Consider the following 19,488-nt stretch of genomic DNA (forward strand, 5'->3'; position numbering starts at 1 on the left):
AACCCGCCCGGTCCACCGGGCAGATCCGGCGGTACCCGATGTTGCAGATCTCTCCCACCGTTGCTTCCGACGAGTCGGACTGGCGGCGCCTCTGGCGCGAGTATCTCGCGTTCTACGGCACCGAGCGGGCGGAGGAGGTCTATGCGCGGAGCTTCGCCCGGATCATCGATCCGGAGGTGACGGAGTACACTGGCCTGATCGCGCGGCAGAACGGCCGTGCGATCGGCATCGCCAACCTGATCTTCCATTTCCACGGCTGGCAGACCACCGAGGTCTGCTACCTGCAGGATCTCTATGTCGCGAGCGATGTCCGGGGCGCGGGAGTCGGCCGCGCGCTGCTCCAGGCGGTCTTCAACGCCGCCGACGCCGCCGGGCGGCCCGATGTCTACTGGCTGACCCAGGCCGACAACGCGGCCGCGCGCCAGCTCTACGACAGCATGGGAACGCTGACGCCTTTCGTCAAATACCGGCGTCCGGCCTCGTGACAGCACGCGCCGGCACCTGCCTCGCGCTCGCGCTGCTCGCGGGCTGCGCGACGCTTCCCGCCGATCCGCCGGCGACGCTGACCGGCATCCGCTTCGCGCCGGCCACGCTGCCGGAAGGCGTCCGGCAGTCGAACCGCGATCTCGCCGAGGATTTCCTCGACCTGACCTTCGCGCTCGAGAACGGCGAGGAGCTGCCCGTGCTGCTCCGTTACGAGGAGCCGGTCCGCGTCTATATGGACAGCCCCGAACTCGCCTATTACGAACCCGACCTCGCGCAGCTGCTGAGCCGCATCCGGACCGAGGCCGGGATCGACATCGCCCGCGTCCGGGACCCGGCGAAGGCGCGCATCTTCATCGAGGCGGTGCCCTCGCGCGAGATCGCCTCGGTCTTCCCGACAGCCGCCTGTTTCATCGCCCCCGGCGAGCGGAACTGGCGCGGTTTCCGGGCGCGCGCAGCAGAGACGCATCCGCGATGGGCGGCGCAGCGGGCGCTCGGCGAGGCGGCGATCTTCCTGCCCCCCGATGCGACGCCCCAGGATACGCGCGACTGCCTCGCCGAGGAGATCACCCAGGCGCTCGGCCCGGCGAACGACCTCTACCGCCTGCCCGATTCGATCTGGAACGACGACAATTTCCACGGCATGGCGACTCGGTTCGACATGACGATCCTGCGGACGCTCTATCAGCCCGAGTTCCGGAGCGGCATGACGCGCGACGAGGTCGCCGCCGTCCTCCCCCGCGTGCTGGCGCGGACCAATCCGATGGGGCGGTCCCTGCCCCGGCGACCGCGGGCGCCGGAGTCGCGCGTCTGGGCCGGGGCGATCGAGGCGGCGCAGGACGCGCGCGTCGACCGCGCCGACCGGATCGACGCCGGCCTGCTCGCGACCGGCGTCGCGGCCGAGATGCGCCCGCCCGACCAGCGCCTCGGCGTGGCCCGGCTCGCGCTCGGCCGCGCCGCGCTCAGCCGCGATCCCGTCTTCGCCGCGCAACAGTTCGCGGATGCCTATGCCGAGTTTCGCGACGAGTTCGGCACGCGCGACATTCGCACCGCCCAGGCGGGCGTTCACCTCGCGGCGCTCGCGCTCGGCGCCGGTGACCATGACGCGGCGATCCGCCTCGCCGACCGTCACATTCCCGATGCGATCGCCTTTCAGAACGCGATCCTCGTCGCGAGCTTCCTGACGCTCAAGGCCGACGCGCTCGCCGCGACCGGCGCCGAGAGCGAGGCGGCGGAGGCACGGCTCGACAGCCTGCGCTGGGCGCGGTATGGCTTCGGTGATATCGACGGCGCGCTGGCGCGGGAGCAGATCGCGCTCGCGGCCAGCATGCCAGCCCCCCGGAATTGAGCGCCGAATGCTGCTGACCCTCGTCTTCATCGCCGGATTCGCCCTTGGATGGCAGCGCGCCGCGCGACGCGGCGGCGACCGCCTCGACAAGCTGCAGTATGGCGCGGCGCATGCGATCCCGCTCACGCTCGTCACCTTCGTGGCCTGGATCGTCGCGGTCCGGGTGGGACTGTTCTGATGCCGGGGCGCCCGCCCCGGGCCCGCTGAGGCAGCGATGTTCACCCGGTTCTTCGCCGATCTGCGATCCGCCGGCGTGCCGGTGTCGCTCCGCGAATACCTGACCTTCCTCGGCGCGCTCAAGGCCGAGGTCGTGCTCTACGACGCCGACGGGTTCTACTTTCTCGCCCGCGCCGCGCTCGTGAAGGACGAGAGACACACCGACCGGTTCGACCGCGTCTTCGCCGCCGTGTTCGGCGGACTGCTCGCGCAGGGCCCGGAGGCGGTGCTGGAGGCGGTCGGGCTGCCCGAGGACTGGCTACGCAAGCTCGCCGAGAAGCACCTCTCGCCCGAGGAACGCGCCGAGATCGAATCCCTGGGTGGCTTCGAGGCGCTGATGAAGGCGCTCCGCGACCGGCTCGCGGAGCAGAAGGGCCGTCATCAGGGTGGCAACAAGTGGATCGGCACCGCCGGCACCTCGCCCTTCGGCGCCTATGGCTACAATCCCGAGGGCGTCCGTATCGGTCAGGACGAGAGCCGGCACCAGCGCGCGGTGAAGGTCTGGGACCGCCGCGACTTGCGCGATTTCGACGATACGGCCGAGCTTGGCACGCGGGCGATCAAGATCGCGCTCCGCCGCCTGCGCCGCTGGGCGCGCGAGGGCGCGGCCGAGGAGCTCGACCTGCCCGGCACGATCCGCGCCACGGCCGAGCGCGGCTGGCTCGACGTGATCACCCGGCCGGAACGGCACAACGCCGTGAAGGTGCTGCTGTTTCTCGATGTCGGCGGCTCGATGGACCGCCATGTCCAGGTGGTCGAGGAGCTTTTCTCGGCGGCGCGGAGCGAGTTCAAGCACCTCGAACACTACTATTTCCACAACTGCCTCTACGAGCATGTCTGGCGCGAGAACCGCCGCCGCTGGACCGAGACCATCCCGACGGCGGAGGTGCTGCATACCTATGGCCCGGATTACCGGCTGGTCTTCGTCGGCGACGCGACGATGTCGCCCTACGAGATCACCCATCCGGGCGGCGCCAACGAGCACTGGAACGAGGAGCCGGGCTCGGTCTGGCTCGGCCGGGCGCTCGCGGCCTGGCAACATGCGATCTGGATCAATCCGGTGCGCGAGGAGCGCTGGGACTATGACCTCTCGATCGGCATGATCGGCCAGATCATGGAGGGGAGAATGTTCCCCCTGACCCTCGCCGGGCTCGAAGCCGGCATTCGCGAACTGGCGCGATAGCATGGGCGGAGCCTGCGATCCGGCGCGGTCCCGCACGGAAAGGGAGCCATGACCCGACCCTCCCTTTTCGATCAGGGCCCGCCGCCGCCCTGTCCCGCGCGGTTCAACATGGCGGCGCATACGCTGGATCACGACCACCCGGACCCCGACAAGGTCGCGCTCGAAGTGCTGAACGCGCCGGGCGAGGTCGCGGAACGCTGGAGCCACGCCGATCTCCGCCGCGTGGTGCTCGCCACCGCGGGCGGGCTCGCGGCGCGCGGGATCGGCAAGGGCGACCGGGTGCTGCTTCGCATCGGCAACAGTTCCGATTTCCCGATCCTGTTCTTCGCCGCCAACGCGCTCGGCGCCGTGCCGGTCCCGACCTCGACGCAGCTGACCGAGGCCGAGGTCGCCGGGATCATCGCCGATCTCGACCCCGCCCTGATCCTCGCGGGCGTGGGCGTCGCCTGCCCGGAGGCGCCGAACCGGCTCGACGCCAACGCGATCGCCGCGCTCCGCGACCATGCCCCCGCGCCGGGTTTCGCGGACACAGGGTCCGACGATCCGGCCTATATGGTCTATACCTCGGGCACCGGCGGGCGGCCCAAGGGCGTCGTCCATGCCCAGCGCGCCGCCTGGGCGCGGCGGATGATGTGGCAGGACTGGTACGGGCTCACGCCGGAGGACCGGGTGCTGCACGCGGGCGCCTTCAACTGGACCTATACGCTCGGCGCCGGGCTGACCGACCCCTGGGCGATCGGCGCGACCGCGCTCATCCATGCCGGGCCGCCGGACCGGGCGGTCTGGCCGGCGCTCGCCGCCGCGCACCGGGCGACGATCTTCGCGGCGACGCCGGGGGTCTATCGGCAGATGCTGGGAACCGACGCCGATCTGGCCGCCGGGTTCGCGCATCTCCGCCACGGGCTCTCCGCCGGCGAGGCGATGCCCGAGGCGGTCGCGGCGGAATTCCGGGCGCGCGCGGGGTGCGAGGTCTACGAGGCGCTCGGCATGTCCGAGGTCTCGACCTACCTCTCCTTCTCCCCCGGCTCGCCGCCGGTCCCCGGCCGTGCCGGCCGACCGCAGCGCGGACGCCGCGTCGCGATCCTGCCCGACGATGGCGGCGAGGCGCCGGTGCCGCGCGGCGAACCGGGCCGGCTCGCGGTCTCGCGCCGCGACCCGGGTCTGATGCTGGGCTACTGGCGCCGCCCCGACGATACGGCCGCGGCCTTCCGCGGCGAGTGGTTCCTGACCGGGGATCGCGCCGAGATGGCGGAGGACGACACGATCACCTATCACGGCCGCGCGGACGACCTCCTGAACGCCGGCGGCTTCCGCGTCTCGCCCGCCGAGGTCGAGGCAGCGCTTCTCGCCCATCCCGGTGTCGCCGAGACGGCGGTGGTCGAGCGCGAGATACGCGCGGGCGTCTCGGTCATCGCCGCCTTCTACGTCCCCGAAGGCGCCGCGCCATCCGGGGACGAGCTCGCCCGGCATTGCGCCGCGCGGCTTGCGCGCTACAAATGCCCGAGGATCTTCACCGCGCTCGAAACCCTGCCCCGGAGCGCGAACGGCAAGATCATCCGCCGCGCGCTGAGGGAGGAGCCGGCATGACGCGTCTCGACATCATCTCCGATTTCGTCTGTCCGTGGTGCCATGTCGGCAAGACCAACCTCGAGACCGCGATAGCGGGGCGCGCGGCCCATCCTTTCGCGATCCAGTGGCGCGCCTATCAGCTCGACCCGACGATCCCGCCGGAGGGCTACGAGCGTGGCCCTTACATCGAGGCGAGGCTCGGCGGGCCGGAGAAGGTCGCCGCGGCGCATGCGCGGCTGACCGAGATGGGCGCGGCGATCGGCATCGCCTTCCGTTTCGACCGGATCACGCGGGCGCCGAACACGCTCGACGCGCACCGGCTGACCCGCTGGGCGGCGGCGGAGGATCGCCAGACCCTCGTCGCGGACGAGCTCTTCCGGCGCTATTTCGAGGAGGGCGAGGACATTTCCGACGCCGGGGTGCTGGCCGATGCCGCCCGCGCCGCCGGGCTCGATCCCGCGCCGGTCGCGCGCCTGCTCGCGGGCGACTCGGATCGGGCCGAGGTCGAGGCGGAGATCGCCGAGGCGGCGCGGATGGGCGTCGCGGGCGTGCCGACCTTCATCCTCGGCGGCCGCTACGCCGTCAATGGCGCGCAGGCCCCGGAGGTCTGGACCCGCGTCATGGACGAACTCGACGCCGCGAGCGGCTCGTAGGACGGGCTTCCGTGCGCCCTCGTCGCGGCGCGTCCCCCCGTCCGCCGCCGCTCAATCGAGTGGAACCACCCGCACCGAGCCCCCGTTCGCGGCCAGCGCGATCCTGCCCTCCCGCAAGGCGGCGGCATCGCGGCCGAAGACCTCGTAGCGCCAGCCGTTCAGCGCGGGAACATCCGTCTGCTCGGCGGCGAGCGCGTCGAGATCGGCGCCCGAGGCGATCAGGCGCTGCGCCACGCCCGAGGAATCGGCGCGCGCCTTCAGGAGCACGCGCAGCAGATCGGCCACCGCTTCCGACCCGGGCTTGCGCGGCGGGTCCTCGCGCGGCTTCGGGATCTCGGAGGCGGGCAGCTTCTCGGCGCGGGCGATCGCCGCGAGAATTCCCTCCGCGACATCCCCGCGCCGCGCCTCGCGCAGCAAGAGCCGCGACTTGGCCAGATCATCGGGCGTCCTCGGCCGGTTCGCCGCGAGTTCCAGCAACGCGTCGTCCTTCAGGATGCGGGCGCGCGGCACGTTCTTGCGCTGCGCCATCTCCTCGCGGAACCGCGCGAGCTCGCGCAGCGCGGCGAGAAAGCGCGGCTGGGTGGACCGGGTGCGGAGCCGCGTCCAGGCCTGCTCCGGATCGACGGCGTAGGTCGCGGGATCGGTCAGCACCGCCAGTTCCTCCGACACCCAGCTTTCCCGGCCGGTCTCGCTCAGCCGCCGCGACAGCACCTCGTAGATCCGGCGCAGATGCGTCACATCGGCGAGCGCGTAGGACATCTGCGCCTCGCTGAGCGGGCGGCGGCTCCAATCGGTGAAGCGCGAGCTCTTGTCGATCGAGGCCCGGGCGATCTGCCGGACCAGCGTCTCGTAGCTCACCTGATCGCCATAGCCGCAGACCATCGCCGCGACCTGGGTATCGAAGAAGGGCCTCGGCAACACGCCCGCGCCGAGCTGGAAGATCTCGAGATCCTGCCGCGCGGCGTGAAAGACCTTCATCACATTCGGGTTCCGGAAGAGCTCGTAGAGCGGTTCCAGCGACAGGCGCTCGGAGAGCGCGTCGATCAGGACGGCGGCCCCGTCACCCGATTCCGAATCGCCCTTCCCCGGCCGGGCAAGCTGCACGAGGCAGAGCTGCGCGTAATAGGTGCGTTCGCGCAGGAATTCGGTATCGACAGTCACATAGGGTGCGTCCGCGCATTCCGCGCAGAACCTTGCGAGATCGTCGGTCTCGGTAATCGGCTTCACGAGACACTCCCCCGGCGGGCCTGGCCGGAACTAGATGAACGGAACAGAGTGACACCGGCCCAGGAACTTCGGGCAAAGGTCGTCCATGACGGCGGTTTTTCGTGTTTCGCACACGCGGGATCGCAAGGCAAGGAGGGAAGCCCCGGCTTTTCCCAGTTGACCGCCAGCGATGACGGCCGGGCAGAAAGCGGACGGAACAGAATCAGGCGGCGCCCCGTTTCGTGACCAAGGGGTGCGCGATCGTACCCAAGGCGAGCCCGGACAGGACCTCGAATCCGGTCCGGGCGACAACACGCGAGGAGAATGTCATGAAACGTACCGGCTCCGCCGTCTGGACAGGCGACATCAAGGGGGGCTCGGGCACCGTCTCGACCGAGAGCGGGGTTCTCGCCGAAGTCCCCTACAGCTTCGCCAAGCGCTTCGGCGAGGAGAAGGGCACCAATCCCGAGGAACTGATCGGCGCGGCCCATGCCGCCTGTTTCTCGATGGCGCTCTCCGGCGCGCTCGGCCAGAAGGACCTGACCGCCGACAGGATCGAGACCTCCGCCCAGGTCACCGTGGTGCCCGACGATGGCGGCTTCACCATCACCGCGGTGCATCTCACCGTGAAGGCGAGTGTCCCCGGCACCGACGCGGAGACCTTCGCCGCGATCGCCAAGGGTGCGAAGGAAGGCTGCCCGGTCTCGAAAGTGCTCGCGGGCGCCGAGATCACCATGGACGCGACGCTCGCCTGAGCCGTCAGGCCGCGACACCCACCACGAGCGTGGCGCGATACCCCGCGCCATGCTCCGCGATCTCGGCGAAGGCGCCCTCTCCGGCGCGGCGGGCGATCCCGTCACGCGCGTTCGGGAGGTAGCGGGCGGTTTCCCGCGCGCGATAGGGCTCGGCCCGGCCATAGACCACCTCGCTCGCGCCATCGGGAAAGAAAAGCTGGCTCGTCAGCGTCTCGGATCGGCCGAGGAAGACCTTGTAATGCACATGCGCCGTGCGGCCCGGATACCAGCCGGGCCAGATCGTCGTGAAGTGCGCGATCCCGTCGCGCCCGGTCATCTGCGTACCGCGCAGGAAGGTCTCGCCGCGCATGTCGAGGCCCCCGAGCTGGTCGGCATAGCCCGAATAGAGCCCCTCGGCGTCGCAATGCCAGACATCGACCCGCGCGCCTTCGATTGGCCGGCAGTCGGCGGTCACGACCTGCATCCTGAGTTCGAGCGGGGCCCCCGACCGCCCCTCGGTGATATCGGCGCGGACGAGTCGCGGATCGACGTAGAACGGCCCCTCGGTGGTCTCGGGCGTCAGCATGCAGACATTGGCGCTGACGAGCCCCGCCTTCTCGGCCGCGGCCCGGGCGAGCCCGGGCACGAGCGCGGCGACGGGCGAAAGCGCCAGCGCGCGCAGGATCGCGCGGCGTGCGAAGACGGGGGTTCTGGTCGTCGGGGATTCGTTCGGCATCGGAACACCTCGCTTCGGACTATAACCCCGTTTGAACGGCGCGGTCCCGGAAGTCCGTCGCGACCGTAGCAGGTCACGGGCCGCCTCCCGCTCACGATACGGTGGCCGAACAGGACAAAGGGGCCCGAAGGCCCCTTCCGGTCTCGCGAGTTCCTCTTTCCCTTGCTTGCCCAACCGATTCGCGGTCGCCCGCTGAACGACCTTTCCGGACCAGTCGGCGCTCGCAGCCGCTATTTATTGTTTGGGCGCTGCGTCAGCGCGGAACCCGCTGCAATTTTGGCAGCCTTCGATGCGCTCGGCGAGCGAAGCACCTTGGAAGCGGCCGTTGCGGCTTTCTTGCTGGTCACTTCGACGTTCTTTTTAGTCATGATTTATCCATTCTTGGATATCCGAGATTCCTGAGGATAGATCTGTGGAAATCTCGGTGGATAACCTGTCACGCTATTGATCGCTTCGTCCGTTCGAGTCTTTCTCAGAAACTCGGCCCTTGAGCCGAACTCGCTTACCGGCAGCGTGACAATCGGATGCCGGACGAGCCGGGGATCGGTGTTGCAGCACTGATCCCCAACTCTCAATCTCAGCTACAGCCGCTCGTGCCGCCGCAGGTGTTGCACTTCAGGCAGGTGCCGTTGCGGACCAGCGTGAAGTTGCCGCATTCGCCGCAGGGGTCGCCCTCGTAGCCCTGCATCCGGGCCTTGGCGCGGGCATCGAGCGCGGAGGTGCCGGAAGTCTCGACCACCGTCGTCACCGTCGAGACCGCGCCGAGGTTGAGCGCGCCCGGGACCGCCGCGCCGCCCTGCAGCAGCACCAGTTCGCGCGGCAGTCGCTTGCGGAGGTAGCCGGTCGAGGAAAGCTGCTTGATCACCTCGATCTGGCTCACCTCGTTCCGTGCCTCGTCGACCGGCCCGGCCGATTCCGCGACGCCGTGTCCAAGCTCGTCGAAGCTCTCGCCCGAAGGCTTCACATGCGCGAGGTCGGTGCGGTCGAGATAGCTGACCGCGAGTTCGCGGAAGATGTAGTCGAGGATCGAGGTCGCCGACTTGATCGAGTCGTTGCCCTGCACCATGCCCGCCGGCTCGAACCGGGTGAAGGTGAAGGCCTCGACGAATTCCTCCAGCGGCACGCCGTACTGCAACCCGACCGAGACCGCGATGGCGAAATTGTTCATCATCGCCCGGAAGGCCGCGCCCTCCTTGTGCATGTCGATGAAGATCTCGCCGAGCGAGCCGTCCTCGTATTCGCCGGTGCGGAGATAGACCTTGTGCCCGCCGACGATGGCCTTCTGTGTATAGCCCTTGCGCCGTTCCGGCAGTTTCACCCGGTTGGAGCGTTCGATCTCCTTGACGATGACCTTCTCGACGATCTTCTCGGCCAGCACGGTCACACGCTCCGCCTGCGGCGCGGTCGCGAGCACCTCCTCGAGATCCTCGTCCTCCTCGATCAGCGCGGCGGAGAGCGGCTGCGAAAGCTTCGAGCCGTCGCGGTAGAGCGCGTTCGCCTTCACGCCGAGCGACCACGAGAGCTCATAGGCCGCCTTGCAGTCGTCGATCGTCGCCTCGTTCGGCATGTTGATCGTCTTCGAGATCGCGCCCGAGATGAAGCTCTGCGCCGCCGCCATCATGCGGATATGGCTCTCGACCGAAAGGTAGCGCTTGCCGATCTTGCCGCAGGGATTGGCGCAATCGAAGACCGGGTAGTGCTCGGGACGCAGATGCGGCGCGCCTTCGAGGGTCATCGTGCCGCAGACATGGGCATTGGCCGCGTCCACCTGCGCCCGGGTGAAGCCGAGGCTGCGGAGCAGGTCGAAGGACGGGTCGCGCAGCTTCGCGGCCGGGATGCCGAGGACGCGGGTGCAGAAGTCCTCGCCCAGCGTCCACTGGTTGAAGACGAAGCGGATGTCGAAGGCGGTCGGCAGCGCCGCCTCGATCTTCGCGATCTCCTCCTGGCCGAAGCCCTGGCCGACGAGCGCGGTCGGGTTGATCCCCGGCGCGTTGCCGAGCGTGCCATGGCCGACGGCGTAGGCGACGATCTCCTCGACCTCCGCCGGGGTGTAGCCGAGGTTCAGCAGCGCCTGCGGCACGCCCCGGTTGATGATCTTGAAATAGCCGCCGCCGGCGAGCTTCTTGAACTTCACCAGCGCGAAATCGGGCTCGATCCCGGTGGTGTCGCAGTCCATCACGAGGCCGATCGTGCCGGTGGGCGCGATGACCGAGACCTGGGCGTTGCGGAAACCGTGTTCGGTGCCGAGCGCCAGCGCCTCGTCCCAGACCGAATGCGCGAGATTGAGCAGCGCGCGATCGGGGCAGTTCGTGTGGTCGAGCGCGACTGGCGGAACCGCGAGCCCCTCATAGCCGGTGAGCGCGCCGGTCGCGGCGCGGCGGTGGTTGCGGATGACGCGGAGCATGTTCTCCGCGTTCGGCTCGTAGCCCGGGAAGGCGCCAAGCTCGGCCGCCATCTCGGCGGAGGTCCGGTACGCCTCGCCCGTCATCACCGCCGTCAGCGCGCCACAGAGCGCCCGGCCCTCGACCGAGTCATAGCCGAGCCCGAGGTTCATCAGGAGCCCGCCGATATTGGCATAGCCGAGGCCGAGCGTGCGGAAGCGGTAGGAAAGCTCCGCGATCCGCTGGCTCGGGAACTGCGCCATCAGCACCGAGATTTCGAGCGTCAGCGTCCAGAGCCGGGTCGCATGGACATAGCCCTGCGCGTCGAACTTGCCCTCGTGGAGGAAGGTCAGCAGGTTCATCGACGCGAGATTGCAGGCCGTGTCGTCGAGGAACATGTATTCCGAGCACGGGTTCGAGGCGCGGATCGGCCCGTCCGAGGGGCAGGTGTGCCAGGCGTTGATCGTGTCATGGAACTGCACGCCCGGATCGGCGCAGGCCCAGGCGGCATGGCCGATCTGCTCCCAGAGATCGCGCGCCTTCACCGTGCGTGCCACCTTGCCATCCGTGCGCCGGATCAGCGCCCAGTCGGCATCGTCGCGCACCGCCTTGAGGAAGGCGTCGGTGACGCGGACCGAATTGTTGGAGTTCTGGCCCGAGACGGTCAGATAGGCGTCCGAATCCCAGTCGGTGTCATAGGTGCGGAATTCGATCGAGGCGAAACCCTGCCCGGCGTATTGCAGCACGCGCTTCACATAGGTCTCGGGCACCATCGACTTCTTCGCCGAGCGGATCGCGGCCTTCAGGCCCGCGTTCTTCTTCGGGTCGAAGGCATCGCCCTCCGCGCCGTCCCAGGCGCGGATCGCGCCAAAGATGTCGTTGAGCCGCGCCTCGTGGATCTTCGAGCCGGCGACGAGCGAGGCGACCTTCTGCTCCTCGACCACCTTCCAGTTGATGAATTCCTCGATATCCGGATGGTCGAGATCGCAGATCACCATCTTCGCCGCGCGGCGCGTCGTGCCGCCGGACTTGATCGCGCCGGCCGCCCGGTCGCCGATCTTGAGGAACGACATGAGCCCAGAGGACTTGCCGCCGCCGCCGAGCCGCTCGTTCGCGGCGCGCAGGCTCGAGAAATTGGTGCCGGTGCCGGAGCCGTACTTGAAGAGCCGGGCCTCGCGGGTCCAGAGATCCATGATCCCGCCGTCGTTGACGAGATCGTCCTCGACCGACTGGATGAAACAGGCGTGCGGCTGCGGATGCTCATAGGCCGAGCGCGATTTCACCAGGTCGCCCGTGGCGTGATCGACGTAGTAATGCCCCTGCCCCGGTCCGTCGATGCCATAGGCCCAGTGCAGCCCGGTGTTGAACCACTGCGGGCTGTTCGGCGCCGCCATCTGCGACGCGAGCATGTAGCGCATCTCGTCGTAATAGGCGCGGGCGTCGGCCTCGGCGGAGAAATAGCCGCCCTTCCAGCCCCAGTAGGCCCAGGCGCCGGCGAGGCGGTCGAAAACCTGCCGCGCCGAGGTCTCTCCGATGAAACGCTCACCCTCCGGGAGCGCGGCGAGTTTCTCCTCGTCGGGGACCGAGCGCCAGAGGAACGAGGGCACGCCCTTCTCCTTGACGCGCTTCACCGCCGCCGGGACGCCGGCCTTGCGGAAGTACTTCTGCGCGAGAACGTCGGAGGCCACCTGGCTCCAGCCCTCGGGTACTTCGAGATTCGAGAGGCTGAAGACGACCGACCCATCGGGATTGCGGATCTCCGACGCGGTGACGCGGAAGCCGAGCGCGCCATAGGCGCCCGTTTCCTCGGTGGTGAAGCGACGTTCGATCTGCATTGCTCTCTCCTCGGGCATCTTGTAGGCGCCACCAGATATTGTGGCTGCGCCCCGCGCTGCCTCAAGGGAACGCAATTGCCTGCGAGTCGCAACCGCTTTATCTCACATCCGCGCTAGATATTGTGGTTGACACGATGTTACCCACAACCGCGTGTGAATAACCCTTGAGGGCCCGATTCTCTCTTAGGTTGAGCATCTACGCTCAGGACGGCAACGCAGCCTCGCGGAACTCCCGGATCGCCTCCATCGCCTCGGAGAGACGCACGAGGCAGCGGCGCCAGTCGTCCTGGACACCAGCATAGGGCAGGACGACCGGCGCGGCCATGGGCCGGCTCATGTCGCAGAGCGCGATCGCCGCCTCGATCGCCGGCCCGAGCCCTTCCGGCGCCGGGCCGGAATCGCGCTGCATCGCGGTCGCGAGCGCGGAGCCGAAGAGCAACGCGGCCGCGTAGGCGCGGGCGGACCGCCGGCTGAAGCGTCCTGCGACCAGGCGCACGTCGCGCCGCGTGAACCGCCCGCGCAGCGTCCAGGTCGCGGTGCTGCGCGCCGCGTCGACGCCGCCCGCGAGTGCTACGAGCGCTGTATGCGCGTTCGAGAAGGACCGGAGCGCCGTCTGCGCCTTCGGCTGATCCCCGGCTTCAAGCGCCGCTCGCGCCTCGGCGAAGGCGGCGGCGAGGGCCGAGAGCAGCGCCCGCTCCCCGGCGCGGAGCCGCTTGACCGGATCGGGCGTGAACAGCACCTGGCTGAAGAGCAGCCCGACCGCGGTACCCGAGGCCACGTCGAGCATGCGCGCGGGGCCCGCCGATTCGGACCCGAGCGCCAGCACGAGAAGCGCCGAGACTCCGGCCTGGATCGGCACCACCGGCAGAAGCCCATAGCTCGCGGCGATCATCACGGCGATGAACGAGGCGAGGCTGATCCGGAGCAGCGGCGCGGCGTCCGGCCAAAGCAATGCCACCTCGCCCACCGCGATCCCGGTCGCGACGCCCAGGACGAGGCCGACCGCCTGCCGCCCATGATCGGGCAGGCCCGGTGCGAGGCAGATGATCGCCGCGACCGATGCGAAGACCGGATGCGGATGGCCGAACAGCATCCGGGCGAGCACCCAGGCGAGGGCCGCCGCCACGGTCGCCGCCGCCGCGTCGGGCAACGCCGCCCGCAGCCGCCCGAGGATCACTTCGCCGAATTGCGCGCTGACCATCACCCCTCCGCTCCGCGCGGACCGGTGTTACCCTCGTCGCGACAAGGGACGCGGCCCCGGCGTCCCGTCAAGCCCCCGCCGCCTCGAGAGATGCGAGCGAACCGAGTTCCCGCTCGATCCAGATCCGCCGCTCCGCCATGTCGGCCCAGGTGGACCCACGGAGCGCATCGAAGACAGCGCATCGCCGCTCCCGGTCGATGACGAGGATCGCGTCGAGGTCGAGCCGGCCCGCCGGTGGACGTACCAACTCGCCCCGTTCCAGCCTGCCGTAGTCGAGACCCGCGAACTCGATCCCATAGCGGTCGCGCAGGGCCAGCGGCTCGGTGGTCGCGTAGTCGAGCGCCTCCCCGAGCCCCAGGCGCAGCCGCGGCCGCTTCGGCCCGAGACGAATATCTATATCCGCGAGTTCCGCGAGCAAGGCCTTGGAATCGGGCGAAAACCGGTCCTTTCCGGGGTGAAAGGCCGCGCGGTAGCGGCGCGAGATGTCGCTCGCCTCTGCCGAAAGGCTCTCGTTGACGAAGGCCGGCGCCGCGAGCTCCGCCCGTGTCACGCCCCGATCCGCCAGATGGCGGGCGCAGAAATCCGACACCACGTCGCCATCCGCCATGATCTCGCGCTCGAACGGCCGCGCGTCGATCGCCCCGGCGCCGAAAAGCCGGGCGTAGCTGTCCAGAACCGGCAGGATCTCGCGGCCGCGCGCGGGCCGGGGCCGGTGCGAGTAGCGCATCGCCTGCTGGATGTGGGACAGGAAGTGCTCCGAAGGGCGGCGGACATAGGCCGCGACCCGGACCTCGCCGCCGGAATCGTCCTTGGGATCGCCGATCAGACCGACAAGGCGGCGCGCGGCCGTCGCGTTCAGAACCCGGAACATCGATTCGCCCGAGAGAAGCAGAACCTCGGGCCGCGCCTCGTCGAGCCGCGCGCCCAGCATCCCCGCGAAATCACCGAAGGCGGCCCGCGCGGCCTCCGCGTCGCGGTAGCGGGAATGGAATTCGCGTGGCAGCCGCTCGAAGGGAGCGAGGCCGCAGGCGATCACTTGATGATTGCGTTGCGGCCCCCCGGGCGGGTTGCGGGGATAGAGCACGCCCCGGCCAGCGAGAACCTTCCGCGAGCGTGCGAAGGTTTCCTGCAACGCGGTGGTGCCGGTCTTCGACATGCCGATGTGCAGAATGGTCCGCATGCGCGTAGCAACCTCCGGCGATGACGGGACCGGGCGGAACCGACGGGCACTGCAGCGTATCGCCGGGACTCAGTACCTGCCAGTCCCAAAAGCGTTTGAGATCTCCGCGTCGGAGCCCGGCGGAGGACGAGAACCTGCGAGAATCGAGAATGTCGTCCCGCGGTCGGGTGGAAGGCACCCCGCGGATCGCACCGGGCGCGGCGGGGTCCCGCGCCCGCGCGCCCGGCGCGTTCGCGGGCCTAATCGAACGGTTCTCCGCCCGCCCGCCGGAACCCGCCCGCGAAGCTGTTCCCGCTCCGGATGCGGGCGGTCAGCGTCGAGCCATCGATCCAGGCCCGGATCTCGGGCGTCAGCGGCCCGAGAAACACGACCTCCGCCAGCCGGGCCACGGAATGGAGCGCGGTCATCTCGGGCCACCCCATGGCGATGTCGTGATGCCCGATCCAGGCATCGGGGTCCTGATACTCGACGACGCCGCGCGCCGTGCGCTCGGCGGCGTCGACGAAGAACCGGTAGGCGAGAACGCCCGGATCGCCCTCGGCCTCGACCCGCGTCGCGAGCGCGCGGATCGCCTGGGTGAAATCCTCCGGCGCCTCGATCAGCTCATAAAGATTGATCACGATCAGTCGGTTGTCGAGCATCCCTGAACCTCCGTTCCGAACCGGCGCGGTCGCGGCAGGCAACAGGGCCATCCCGCGTATCCCCCGAAGCGGCCGGGGTCGCGGCCGATCATATCATGGTCTCCGCCGCCGCCAATTCCGACCGGTCCGCCGGCCCCTGGCGCGCACCCGTCCAACGGCGTGGGACGATCGGCTCCCCCACCCGTCTGGCCGGGAGAGGCGCCACCGTCCGCGCGCCTCCCTTGCGCGAAGGGCCGGCGCACCTTACCTGCGAAGCCAACGAGGAGGTCCCCTGAATGAACTATGTTCTCGCCCTGTTCCTGCCGCCGCTCTCGATCCTGCTCACGGGTCGGTGGGTCCTGGCCATCGTCACCTTCGTGATCTGGTTGCCCGCGATCCTGCTCTCGGGCGGGCTCGGTCATCCGATCTTCATCCTGCTCGCCTGGATCATCATCTATCAGGCGCGCGAGGATCGCCGGGCGCGGAGCTTCACCGGGGATTGATACCTCCCGGCCGCCGTCGTCGCAGCGACGCCATGATCGATCCCTGACCGTCACGAACGGAACTCTGGAATCCGCGTCCAGCCTCGCTACTGTACCCGCGAGGACACGTGGAGAAGGGAACCGACATGGCCGCGCAAGAAACGACCGCCCGGGACGGGGGTGGCCAGGACGGGGGCGGCCAGGACGGGGGCGCTCAGAAGCGGATCGCGCTGGTCGGCGGGGGCATCATCGGCCGGATGCATGTCGCCGCGATGGCGAACGTTCCCGAGCTGGCGCTCTCGGCGCTGATCGACCCGATGCGCTCGGCCGCCGATCTCGCCGGGCAATACGGCGTCCCGTGGTATCCGGATCTCGAGACCGCGCTCGCCGCCGCCCGGCCGGATGGCGTGCTGGTGGCGAGTCCGAACGAGACGCATCTGCCGCTCGCGCGCCTCTGTCTGAAGGCCGGCATCCCGGTGCTGCTGGAGAAGCCCCCGGCGAATTCGATCGACGAGGCGCGTGAACTCGTCGCACTCCAGGCCGAGACCGGCGTCCCGGTCCTCGTGGGTCATCACCGGCGCTACAACCCGATGATCCGGACGGCGAAGGCCGCGATCGACGCGGGCCGGATCGGGGAGCTGGTGCTCGCGACGGTGATCTGCTCGCTCTACAAGGACGAGCCCTACTATACCGTCGCGTGGCGGACCCGGACCGGCAGCGGCGGGCCGCTTCACATCAACCTCGTGCATGAGATCGACCTGCTCCGGCATTTCTTCGGCGAGATCGAGAGCGTCACGGCGCAGGTCTCGAACCGCCGGCGCGGCTTTCAGGTCGAGGACACGGCGGCGGCGACCGTTCGGTTCGCCGCCGGCGGTCTCGGCGCGCTCACGATCTCCGACGCGGCCCGCGGCCCCTGGTCCTGGGAGAACACCTCCGCGGAGACGAAGCGGTTCCCGGCCCATGCGGCGCAGGCGCATTTCTTTTCCGGATCGCGCGCCGGGCTCAGCCTGCCCGACCTGCGGCTCTGGACGCATCCGCCGGACGGGAGCTGGTACGATCCGCAGAACTCGGAAACCCTGCCCTTCACGCCCGCCGATCCATACGCGGCGCAGCTCCGGCATTTCGCCGCGGTCATCGATGGCGCCGAGCCGATGATCGGCGCGCTCGACGGCGCGCGCACCATGGCGACGCTGGAGGCGATCATCCTCGCCGCCGAGACCGGCCAGGAAACCCGGGTGCCCGAGATCGGCGCGGCCTGAGGACGCGCACCCGACGCTGACCCGGGCGGGATTGCGCGGAATGCGATCGCCGCTAGACTGAGCATCCTCCGGAGACGGCGCCGGGCCGGTCGCGGCCAGTCGCGCCTTCGGGGCGCCGCCCGGAAGGGTCGGCGCCGGTGCCGGGAAGCGAAGGTGGGGCTGGCGCATGAAGATACTCGTCCTCGGAAGCGGCGTCATCGGCGTGACGAGCGCGTGGTATCTCGCGAAGGCCGGCCATGAGGTCACTGTCATCGACCGCCAGCCCGGCCCCGCGCTGGAGACGAGCTTTGCCAACGCGNATCGGCGTGACGAGCGCGTGGTATCTCGCGAAGGCCGGCCATGAGGTCACTGTCATCGACCGCCAGCCCGGCCCCGCGCTGGAGACGAGCTTTGCCAACGCGGGCGAGATCTCGCCCGGCTATGCCTCGCCCTGGGCCGCGCCCGGCATTCCGACCAAGGCGATCAAGTGGCTGTTCATGAAGCACAGCCCGCTCATCATCCACCCGTCGCTCGACCCGGCCTTCTGGCGCTTCTCGCTCGCGATGCTGCGCAACTGCGACGCCGCGGCCTACGCGGTCAACAAGAGCCGCATGGTGCCGATCGCGGAATACAGCCGCGACCTCCTGCGCGCGCTCCGGGCCGAGACCGGCATTTCCTACGACGAGCGATCGCTTGGCACGCTGCAGCTCTTCCGGACCGAGAAGCTGATGGCGGGCGCGGCCAAGGACATGCCCGTGCTCCGCGACCTCGGCGTGCCGCATGAGCTTCTCGACATCGACGGCTGCGTCCAGGCCGAACCCGCGCTCATCCGTGTGCGGGGCAAGTTCGTCGGCGGCCTGCGCCTGCCCGACGACGAGACCGGCGACTGCTTCAAGTTCACCAACGCGCTGCGCGATCTGGCCGCGGCGCGGGGCGTGCGCTTCCGCTACGAGACCAGGGTCAGCGCCATCACCACCGGCAACAACCGTGTCACCGGGGTCGTGACCGACGGGGGCGACGGCGGCGTCACCGAGACCGCGGACGCCTATGTCGTGGCCCTCGGCAGTTATTCTCCCCTGCTCGTGAAGCCGCTCGGGATCGATCTGCCGGTCTATCCGGTCAAGGGCTATTCGTTGACCATCCCGATTCTCGATCCGGACGGGGCGCCCGAATCGACCGTGATGGACGAGTTGCACAAGGTCGCGATCACCCGGCTCGGCGACCGGATCCGCGTCGGCGGCATGGCGGAACTCGCGGGCCATGACTCGCGGCTGCCGAAGCGGCGGCGCAAGACGCTCGAACATGTGGTGAAGGATCTCTATCCGCAGGGCGGCCTGCCGAAATCGGGGACGTTCTGGACCGGGCACCGGCCGATGACGCCGGACGGGCCGCCGGTGATCGGCCGGACGAAACTCGCCAACCTCTGGCTCAACACCGGACACGGGACACTCGGCTGGACGATGTCCTGCGGTGCGGGCCGGGTTCTCGCCGACCTCATGTCCGGCGTCGCCCCGGAGATCGACGCGCGGCCGCTCAACATCTCGCGCTACGCCTGATCCGCCGCGCCGGCAAGCCCACATCGGGACCGAGACCCTCCGGAAGCAGCCGATCCGCCTCGGCCGCGGGAACCTCCGGCGCCGGAACGCCCGCCGCCCTGGTTGCGCGGAGCATCCGTGCCTCGGCACGCACGGTCGGACCTAGTTTCGCGATGATCGACCGCCCGTCCGCGAAGCCGATCCGGCGCACGTGAGGCAGGTCCCGCTCGCGAGCACCCGCGGCGCCTTGACCTCGGCGCCGAGCAGCGACGCGACGCGGGTGGCGAGATCGGTCACTCCGCCTTGCGCAGCGTCGCCAGCAGGCCCTCGGCGCCCGCCGTCACCTCGGCCCAGGCCGCCTCGAACCCCTCCGGACCGCCGAAATAGGGATCGGCCACCGCCTCCCCCTCCCGGCCCGGAACGTGGTCGAGAAGCAGGCTCAGCCGCGCCCGCGCATCGTCGGGCCGAAGCGACCGCAGGACGTCGAGATTCTCGTGGTCGAGCGCGACGATATGGTCGAAATGCGCGAAGTCGGAGCGCGACACCTGCCGAACGCGATAGCCGCCGATGTCGATCCCGTGCGCCCGCGCGACCGATTGCGCGCGCGGATCGGGCGGCTCGCCGATGTGCCAGCCGCCGGTCCCCGCCGAATCGACCTCGACCGCCTGCCCCGCCGCCTCGGCCGCGGCGCGGAGCGCGGCCTCGGCGAGCGGCGAGCGGCAGATGTTGCCGAGACAGACGAAAAGCACCGCTGGGGGCCGGTCCCGCGCGGCGTGTCCGGATTGATCGCGAGTGAACGGGTGGGCGGTCGATCGGTCGGTGGTCATCGCGAGGTCCCCGGGTCCGGGCGCCGCGGCCCGCGGCGCGCATCATCCCCGATGCTAGCGA

The 19,488-nt window shown here is 69.6% G+C and carries 19 protein-coding genes; 11 read left to right on the forward strand and 8 right to left on the reverse strand.

Annotation, left to right across the window (positions count from 1 at the left end; translation table 11 throughout):
* Window positions 1-38 precede the first annotated feature (38 nt).
* Genes ACLJK8_RS08815 through ACLJK8_RS08840 form a run of 6 tightly spaced genes read left to right on the forward strand, consistent with a single transcriptional unit; the run spans window position 39 to window position 5,452 of the window.
* Window positions 39-485 carry an N-acetyltransferase family protein gene (locus ACLJK8_RS08815; RefSeq protein ID WP_413149811.1) on the forward strand — a complete coding sequence of 149 codons (447 nt, stop codon included), beginning with the start codon at window positions 39-41 and terminating at the stop codon, window positions 483-485.
* The gene (locus ACLJK8_RS08820) at window positions 482-1,831 is read left to right on the forward strand and encodes a DUF2927 domain-containing protein (RefSeq protein ID WP_413149812.1); all 1,350 of its coding nucleotides are present in this window, start codon (window positions 482-484) and stop codon (window positions 1,829-1,831) included. Before ACLJK8_RS08815 ends, ACLJK8_RS08820 begins: the two co-directional genes overlap by 4 nt.
* Window positions 1,832-1,838: 7 nt before the next feature.
* Window positions 1,839-2,009, forward strand: a complete 171-nt coding sequence (locus tag ACLJK8_RS08825) for a hypothetical protein (protein ID WP_413149813.1) — start codon at window positions 1,839-1,841, stop codon at window positions 2,007-2,009.
* 36 nt (window positions 2,010-2,045) lie between these two features.
* Window positions 2,046-3,230 (forward strand): vWA domain-containing protein, encoded by a 1,185-nt coding sequence (locus ACLJK8_RS08830; protein WP_413149814.1) that lies wholly within the window; start codon window positions 2,046-2,048, stop codon window positions 3,228-3,230.
* A 48-nt stretch (window positions 3,231-3,278) separates the two neighbouring features.
* Window positions 3,279-4,817, forward strand: coding sequence for a class I adenylate-forming enzyme family protein (locus tag ACLJK8_RS08835; protein WP_413149815.1), 1,539 nt, complete (start codon window positions 3,279-3,281; stop codon window positions 4,815-4,817).
* The gene (locus ACLJK8_RS08840; RefSeq protein WP_413149816.1) at window positions 4,814-5,452 is read left to right on the forward strand and encodes a DsbA family oxidoreductase; all 639 of its coding nucleotides are present in this window, start codon (window positions 4,814-4,816) and stop codon (window positions 5,450-5,452) included. The genes ACLJK8_RS08835 and ACLJK8_RS08840 overlap by 4 nt, the downstream gene beginning before the upstream one ends.
* A 51-nt stretch (window positions 5,453-5,503) precedes the next feature.
* Here the strand turns inward: ACLJK8_RS08840 and rnd are convergent, their stop codons facing one another.
* Window positions 5,504-6,679, reverse strand: a complete 1,176-nt coding sequence (rnd, locus tag ACLJK8_RS08845) for a ribonuclease D (protein ID WP_413149817.1) — start codon at window positions 6,677-6,679, stop codon at window positions 5,504-5,506.
* 308 nt (window positions 6,680-6,987) lie between these two features.
* On the opposite strand from rnd, the gene ACLJK8_RS08850 reads away from it, so the two are divergent.
* Window positions 6,988-7,413 carry an OsmC family protein gene (locus tag ACLJK8_RS08850; protein WP_413149818.1) on the forward strand — a complete coding sequence of 142 codons (426 nt, stop codon included), beginning with the start codon at window positions 6,988-6,990 and terminating at the stop codon, window positions 7,411-7,413.
* 4 nt (window positions 7,414-7,417) lie between these two features.
* Here the strand turns inward: ACLJK8_RS08850 and ACLJK8_RS08855 are convergent, their stop codons facing one another.
* The 6 genes from ACLJK8_RS08855 to ACLJK8_RS08880 form a co-directional block, all read right to left on the reverse strand.
* Window positions 7,418-8,128, reverse strand: a complete 711-nt coding sequence (locus tag ACLJK8_RS08855) for an intradiol ring-cleavage dioxygenase (RefSeq protein ID WP_413149819.1) — start codon at window positions 8,126-8,128, stop codon at window positions 7,418-7,420.
* A gap of 230 nt (window positions 8,129-8,358) precedes the next feature.
* The gene (locus ACLJK8_RS08860; protein ID WP_413149820.1) at window positions 8,359-8,496 is read right to left on the reverse strand and encodes a hypothetical protein; all 138 of its coding nucleotides are present in this window, start codon (window positions 8,494-8,496) and stop codon (window positions 8,359-8,361) included.
* A gap of 209 nt (window positions 8,497-8,705) precedes the next feature.
* Window positions 8,706-12,344: a vitamin B12-dependent ribonucleotide reductase gene (locus tag ACLJK8_RS08865; RefSeq protein ID WP_413149821.1), complete on the reverse strand. Its 3,639-nt coding sequence runs from the start codon at window positions 12,342-12,344 to the stop codon at window positions 8,706-8,708.
* 202 nt (window positions 12,345-12,546) lie between these two features.
* Window positions 12,547-13,545 carry an FUSC family protein gene (locus ACLJK8_RS08870; protein ID WP_413149822.1) on the reverse strand — a complete coding sequence of 333 codons (999 nt, stop codon included), beginning with the start codon at window positions 13,543-13,545 and terminating at the stop codon, window positions 12,547-12,549.
* A 67-nt stretch (window positions 13,546-13,612) separates the two neighbouring features.
* Window positions 13,613-14,725, reverse strand: a complete 1,113-nt coding sequence (locus ACLJK8_RS08875) for a hypothetical protein (RefSeq protein WP_413149824.1) — start codon at window positions 14,723-14,725, stop codon at window positions 13,613-13,615.
* Between the two features lie 239 nt (window positions 14,726-14,964).
* Window positions 14,965-15,366, reverse strand: a complete 402-nt coding sequence (locus ACLJK8_RS08880) for a hypothetical protein (protein WP_413149826.1) — start codon at window positions 15,364-15,366, stop codon at window positions 14,965-14,967.
* Between the two features lie 275 nt (window positions 15,367-15,641).
* On the opposite strand from ACLJK8_RS08880, the gene ACLJK8_RS08885 reads away from it, so the two are divergent.
* From ACLJK8_RS08885 to ACLJK8_RS08900, 4 genes are all read left to right on the forward strand, one after another.
* On the forward strand, window positions 15,642-15,848 hold the full coding sequence (locus ACLJK8_RS08885) for a hypothetical protein (protein ID WP_413149827.1): 207 nt from the start codon (window positions 15,642-15,644) through the stop codon (window positions 15,846-15,848).
* Window positions 15,849-15,973: 125 nt separating this feature from the next.
* A complete protein-coding gene (locus tag ACLJK8_RS08890; RefSeq protein ID WP_413149828.1) occupies window positions 15,974-17,086 on the forward strand; it encodes a Gfo/Idh/MocA family protein in 1,113 nt (370 codons plus the stop codon).
* Between the two features lie 166 nt (window positions 17,087-17,252).
* Window positions 17,253-17,429 (forward strand): FAD-dependent oxidoreductase, encoded by a 177-nt coding sequence (locus ACLJK8_RS08895; RefSeq protein WP_413149829.1) that lies wholly within the window; start codon window positions 17,253-17,255, stop codon window positions 17,427-17,429.
* The gene (locus ACLJK8_RS08900; RefSeq protein ID WP_413149830.1) at window positions 17,374-18,621 is read left to right on the forward strand and encodes a D-amino acid dehydrogenase; all 1,248 of its coding nucleotides are present in this window, start codon (window positions 17,374-17,376) and stop codon (window positions 18,619-18,621) included. Before ACLJK8_RS08895 ends, ACLJK8_RS08900 begins: the two co-directional genes overlap by 56 nt.
* 272 nt (window positions 18,622-18,893) lie before the next feature.
* Here ACLJK8_RS08900 and ACLJK8_RS08905 read toward each other — a convergent pair whose 3' ends face one another.
* Window positions 18,894-19,427, reverse strand: a complete 534-nt coding sequence (locus ACLJK8_RS08905; protein ID WP_413149832.1) for a low molecular weight protein-tyrosine-phosphatase — start codon at window positions 19,425-19,427, stop codon at window positions 18,894-18,896.
* Between the last annotated feature and the right edge of the window lie 61 nt (window positions 19,428-19,488).

This window comes from Amaricoccus sp. W119, from assembly GCF_047275745.1.
Classification (GTDB): Bacteria; Pseudomonadota; Alphaproteobacteria; order Rhodobacterales; family Rhodobacteraceae; genus Amaricoccus.

Excerpts from the sequence above, each read along its gene's own strand:
- ACLJK8_RS08815 (WP_413149811.1), top strand. The coding sequence starts at position 39 with ATGTTGCAGATCTCTCCCACCGTTGCTTCCGACGAGTCGGACTGGCGG.
- ACLJK8_RS08825 (WP_413149813.1), top strand. The coding sequence starts at position 1,839 with ATGCTGCTGACCCTCGTCTTCATCGCCGGATTCGCCCTTGGATGGCAG.
- ACLJK8_RS08830 (WP_413149814.1), top strand. The coding sequence starts at position 2,046 with ATGTTCACCCGGTTCTTCGCCGATCTGCGATCCGCCGGCGTGCCGGTG.
- ACLJK8_RS08835 (WP_413149815.1), top strand. The coding sequence starts at position 3,279 with ATGACCCGACCCTCCCTTTTCGATCAGGGCCCGCCGCCGCCCTGTCCC.
- ACLJK8_RS08840 (WP_413149816.1), top strand. The coding sequence starts at position 4,814 with ATGACGCGTCTCGACATCATCTCCGATTTCGTCTGTCCGTGGTGCCAT.
- ACLJK8_RS08850 (WP_413149818.1), top strand. The coding sequence starts at position 6,988 with ATGAAACGTACCGGCTCCGCCGTCTGGACAGGCGACATCAAGGGGGGC.
- ACLJK8_RS08855 (WP_413149819.1), bottom strand. The coding sequence starts at position 8,128 with ATGCCGAACGAATCCCCGACGACCAGAACCCCCGTCTTCGCACGCCGC.
- ACLJK8_RS08860 (WP_413149820.1), bottom strand. The coding sequence starts at position 8,496 with ATGACTAAAAAGAACGTCGAAGTGACCAGCAAGAAAGCCGCAACGGCC.
- ACLJK8_RS08865 (WP_413149821.1), bottom strand. The coding sequence starts at position 12,344 with ATGCAGATCGAACGTCGCTTCACCACCGAGGAAACGGGCGCCTATGGC.
- ACLJK8_RS08870 (WP_413149822.1), bottom strand. The coding sequence starts at position 13,545 with ATGGTCAGCGCGCAATTCGGCGAAGTGATCCTCGGGCGGCTGCGGGCG.
- ACLJK8_RS08875 (WP_413149824.1), bottom strand. The coding sequence starts at position 14,725 with ATGCGGACCATTCTGCACATCGGCATGTCGAAGACCGGCACCACCGCG.
- ACLJK8_RS08880 (WP_413149826.1), bottom strand. The coding sequence starts at position 15,366 with ATGCTCGACAACCGACTGATCGTGATCAATCTTTATGAGCTGATCGAG.
- ACLJK8_RS08885 (WP_413149827.1), top strand. The coding sequence starts at position 15,642 with ATGAACTATGTTCTCGCCCTGTTCCTGCCGCCGCTCTCGATCCTGCTC.
- ACLJK8_RS08890 (WP_413149828.1), top strand. The coding sequence starts at position 15,974 with ATGGCCGCGCAAGAAACGACCGCCCGGGACGGGGGTGGCCAGGACGGG.
- ACLJK8_RS08905 (WP_413149832.1), bottom strand. The coding sequence starts at position 19,427 with ATGACCACCGACCGATCGACCGCCCACCCGTTCACTCGCGATCAATCC.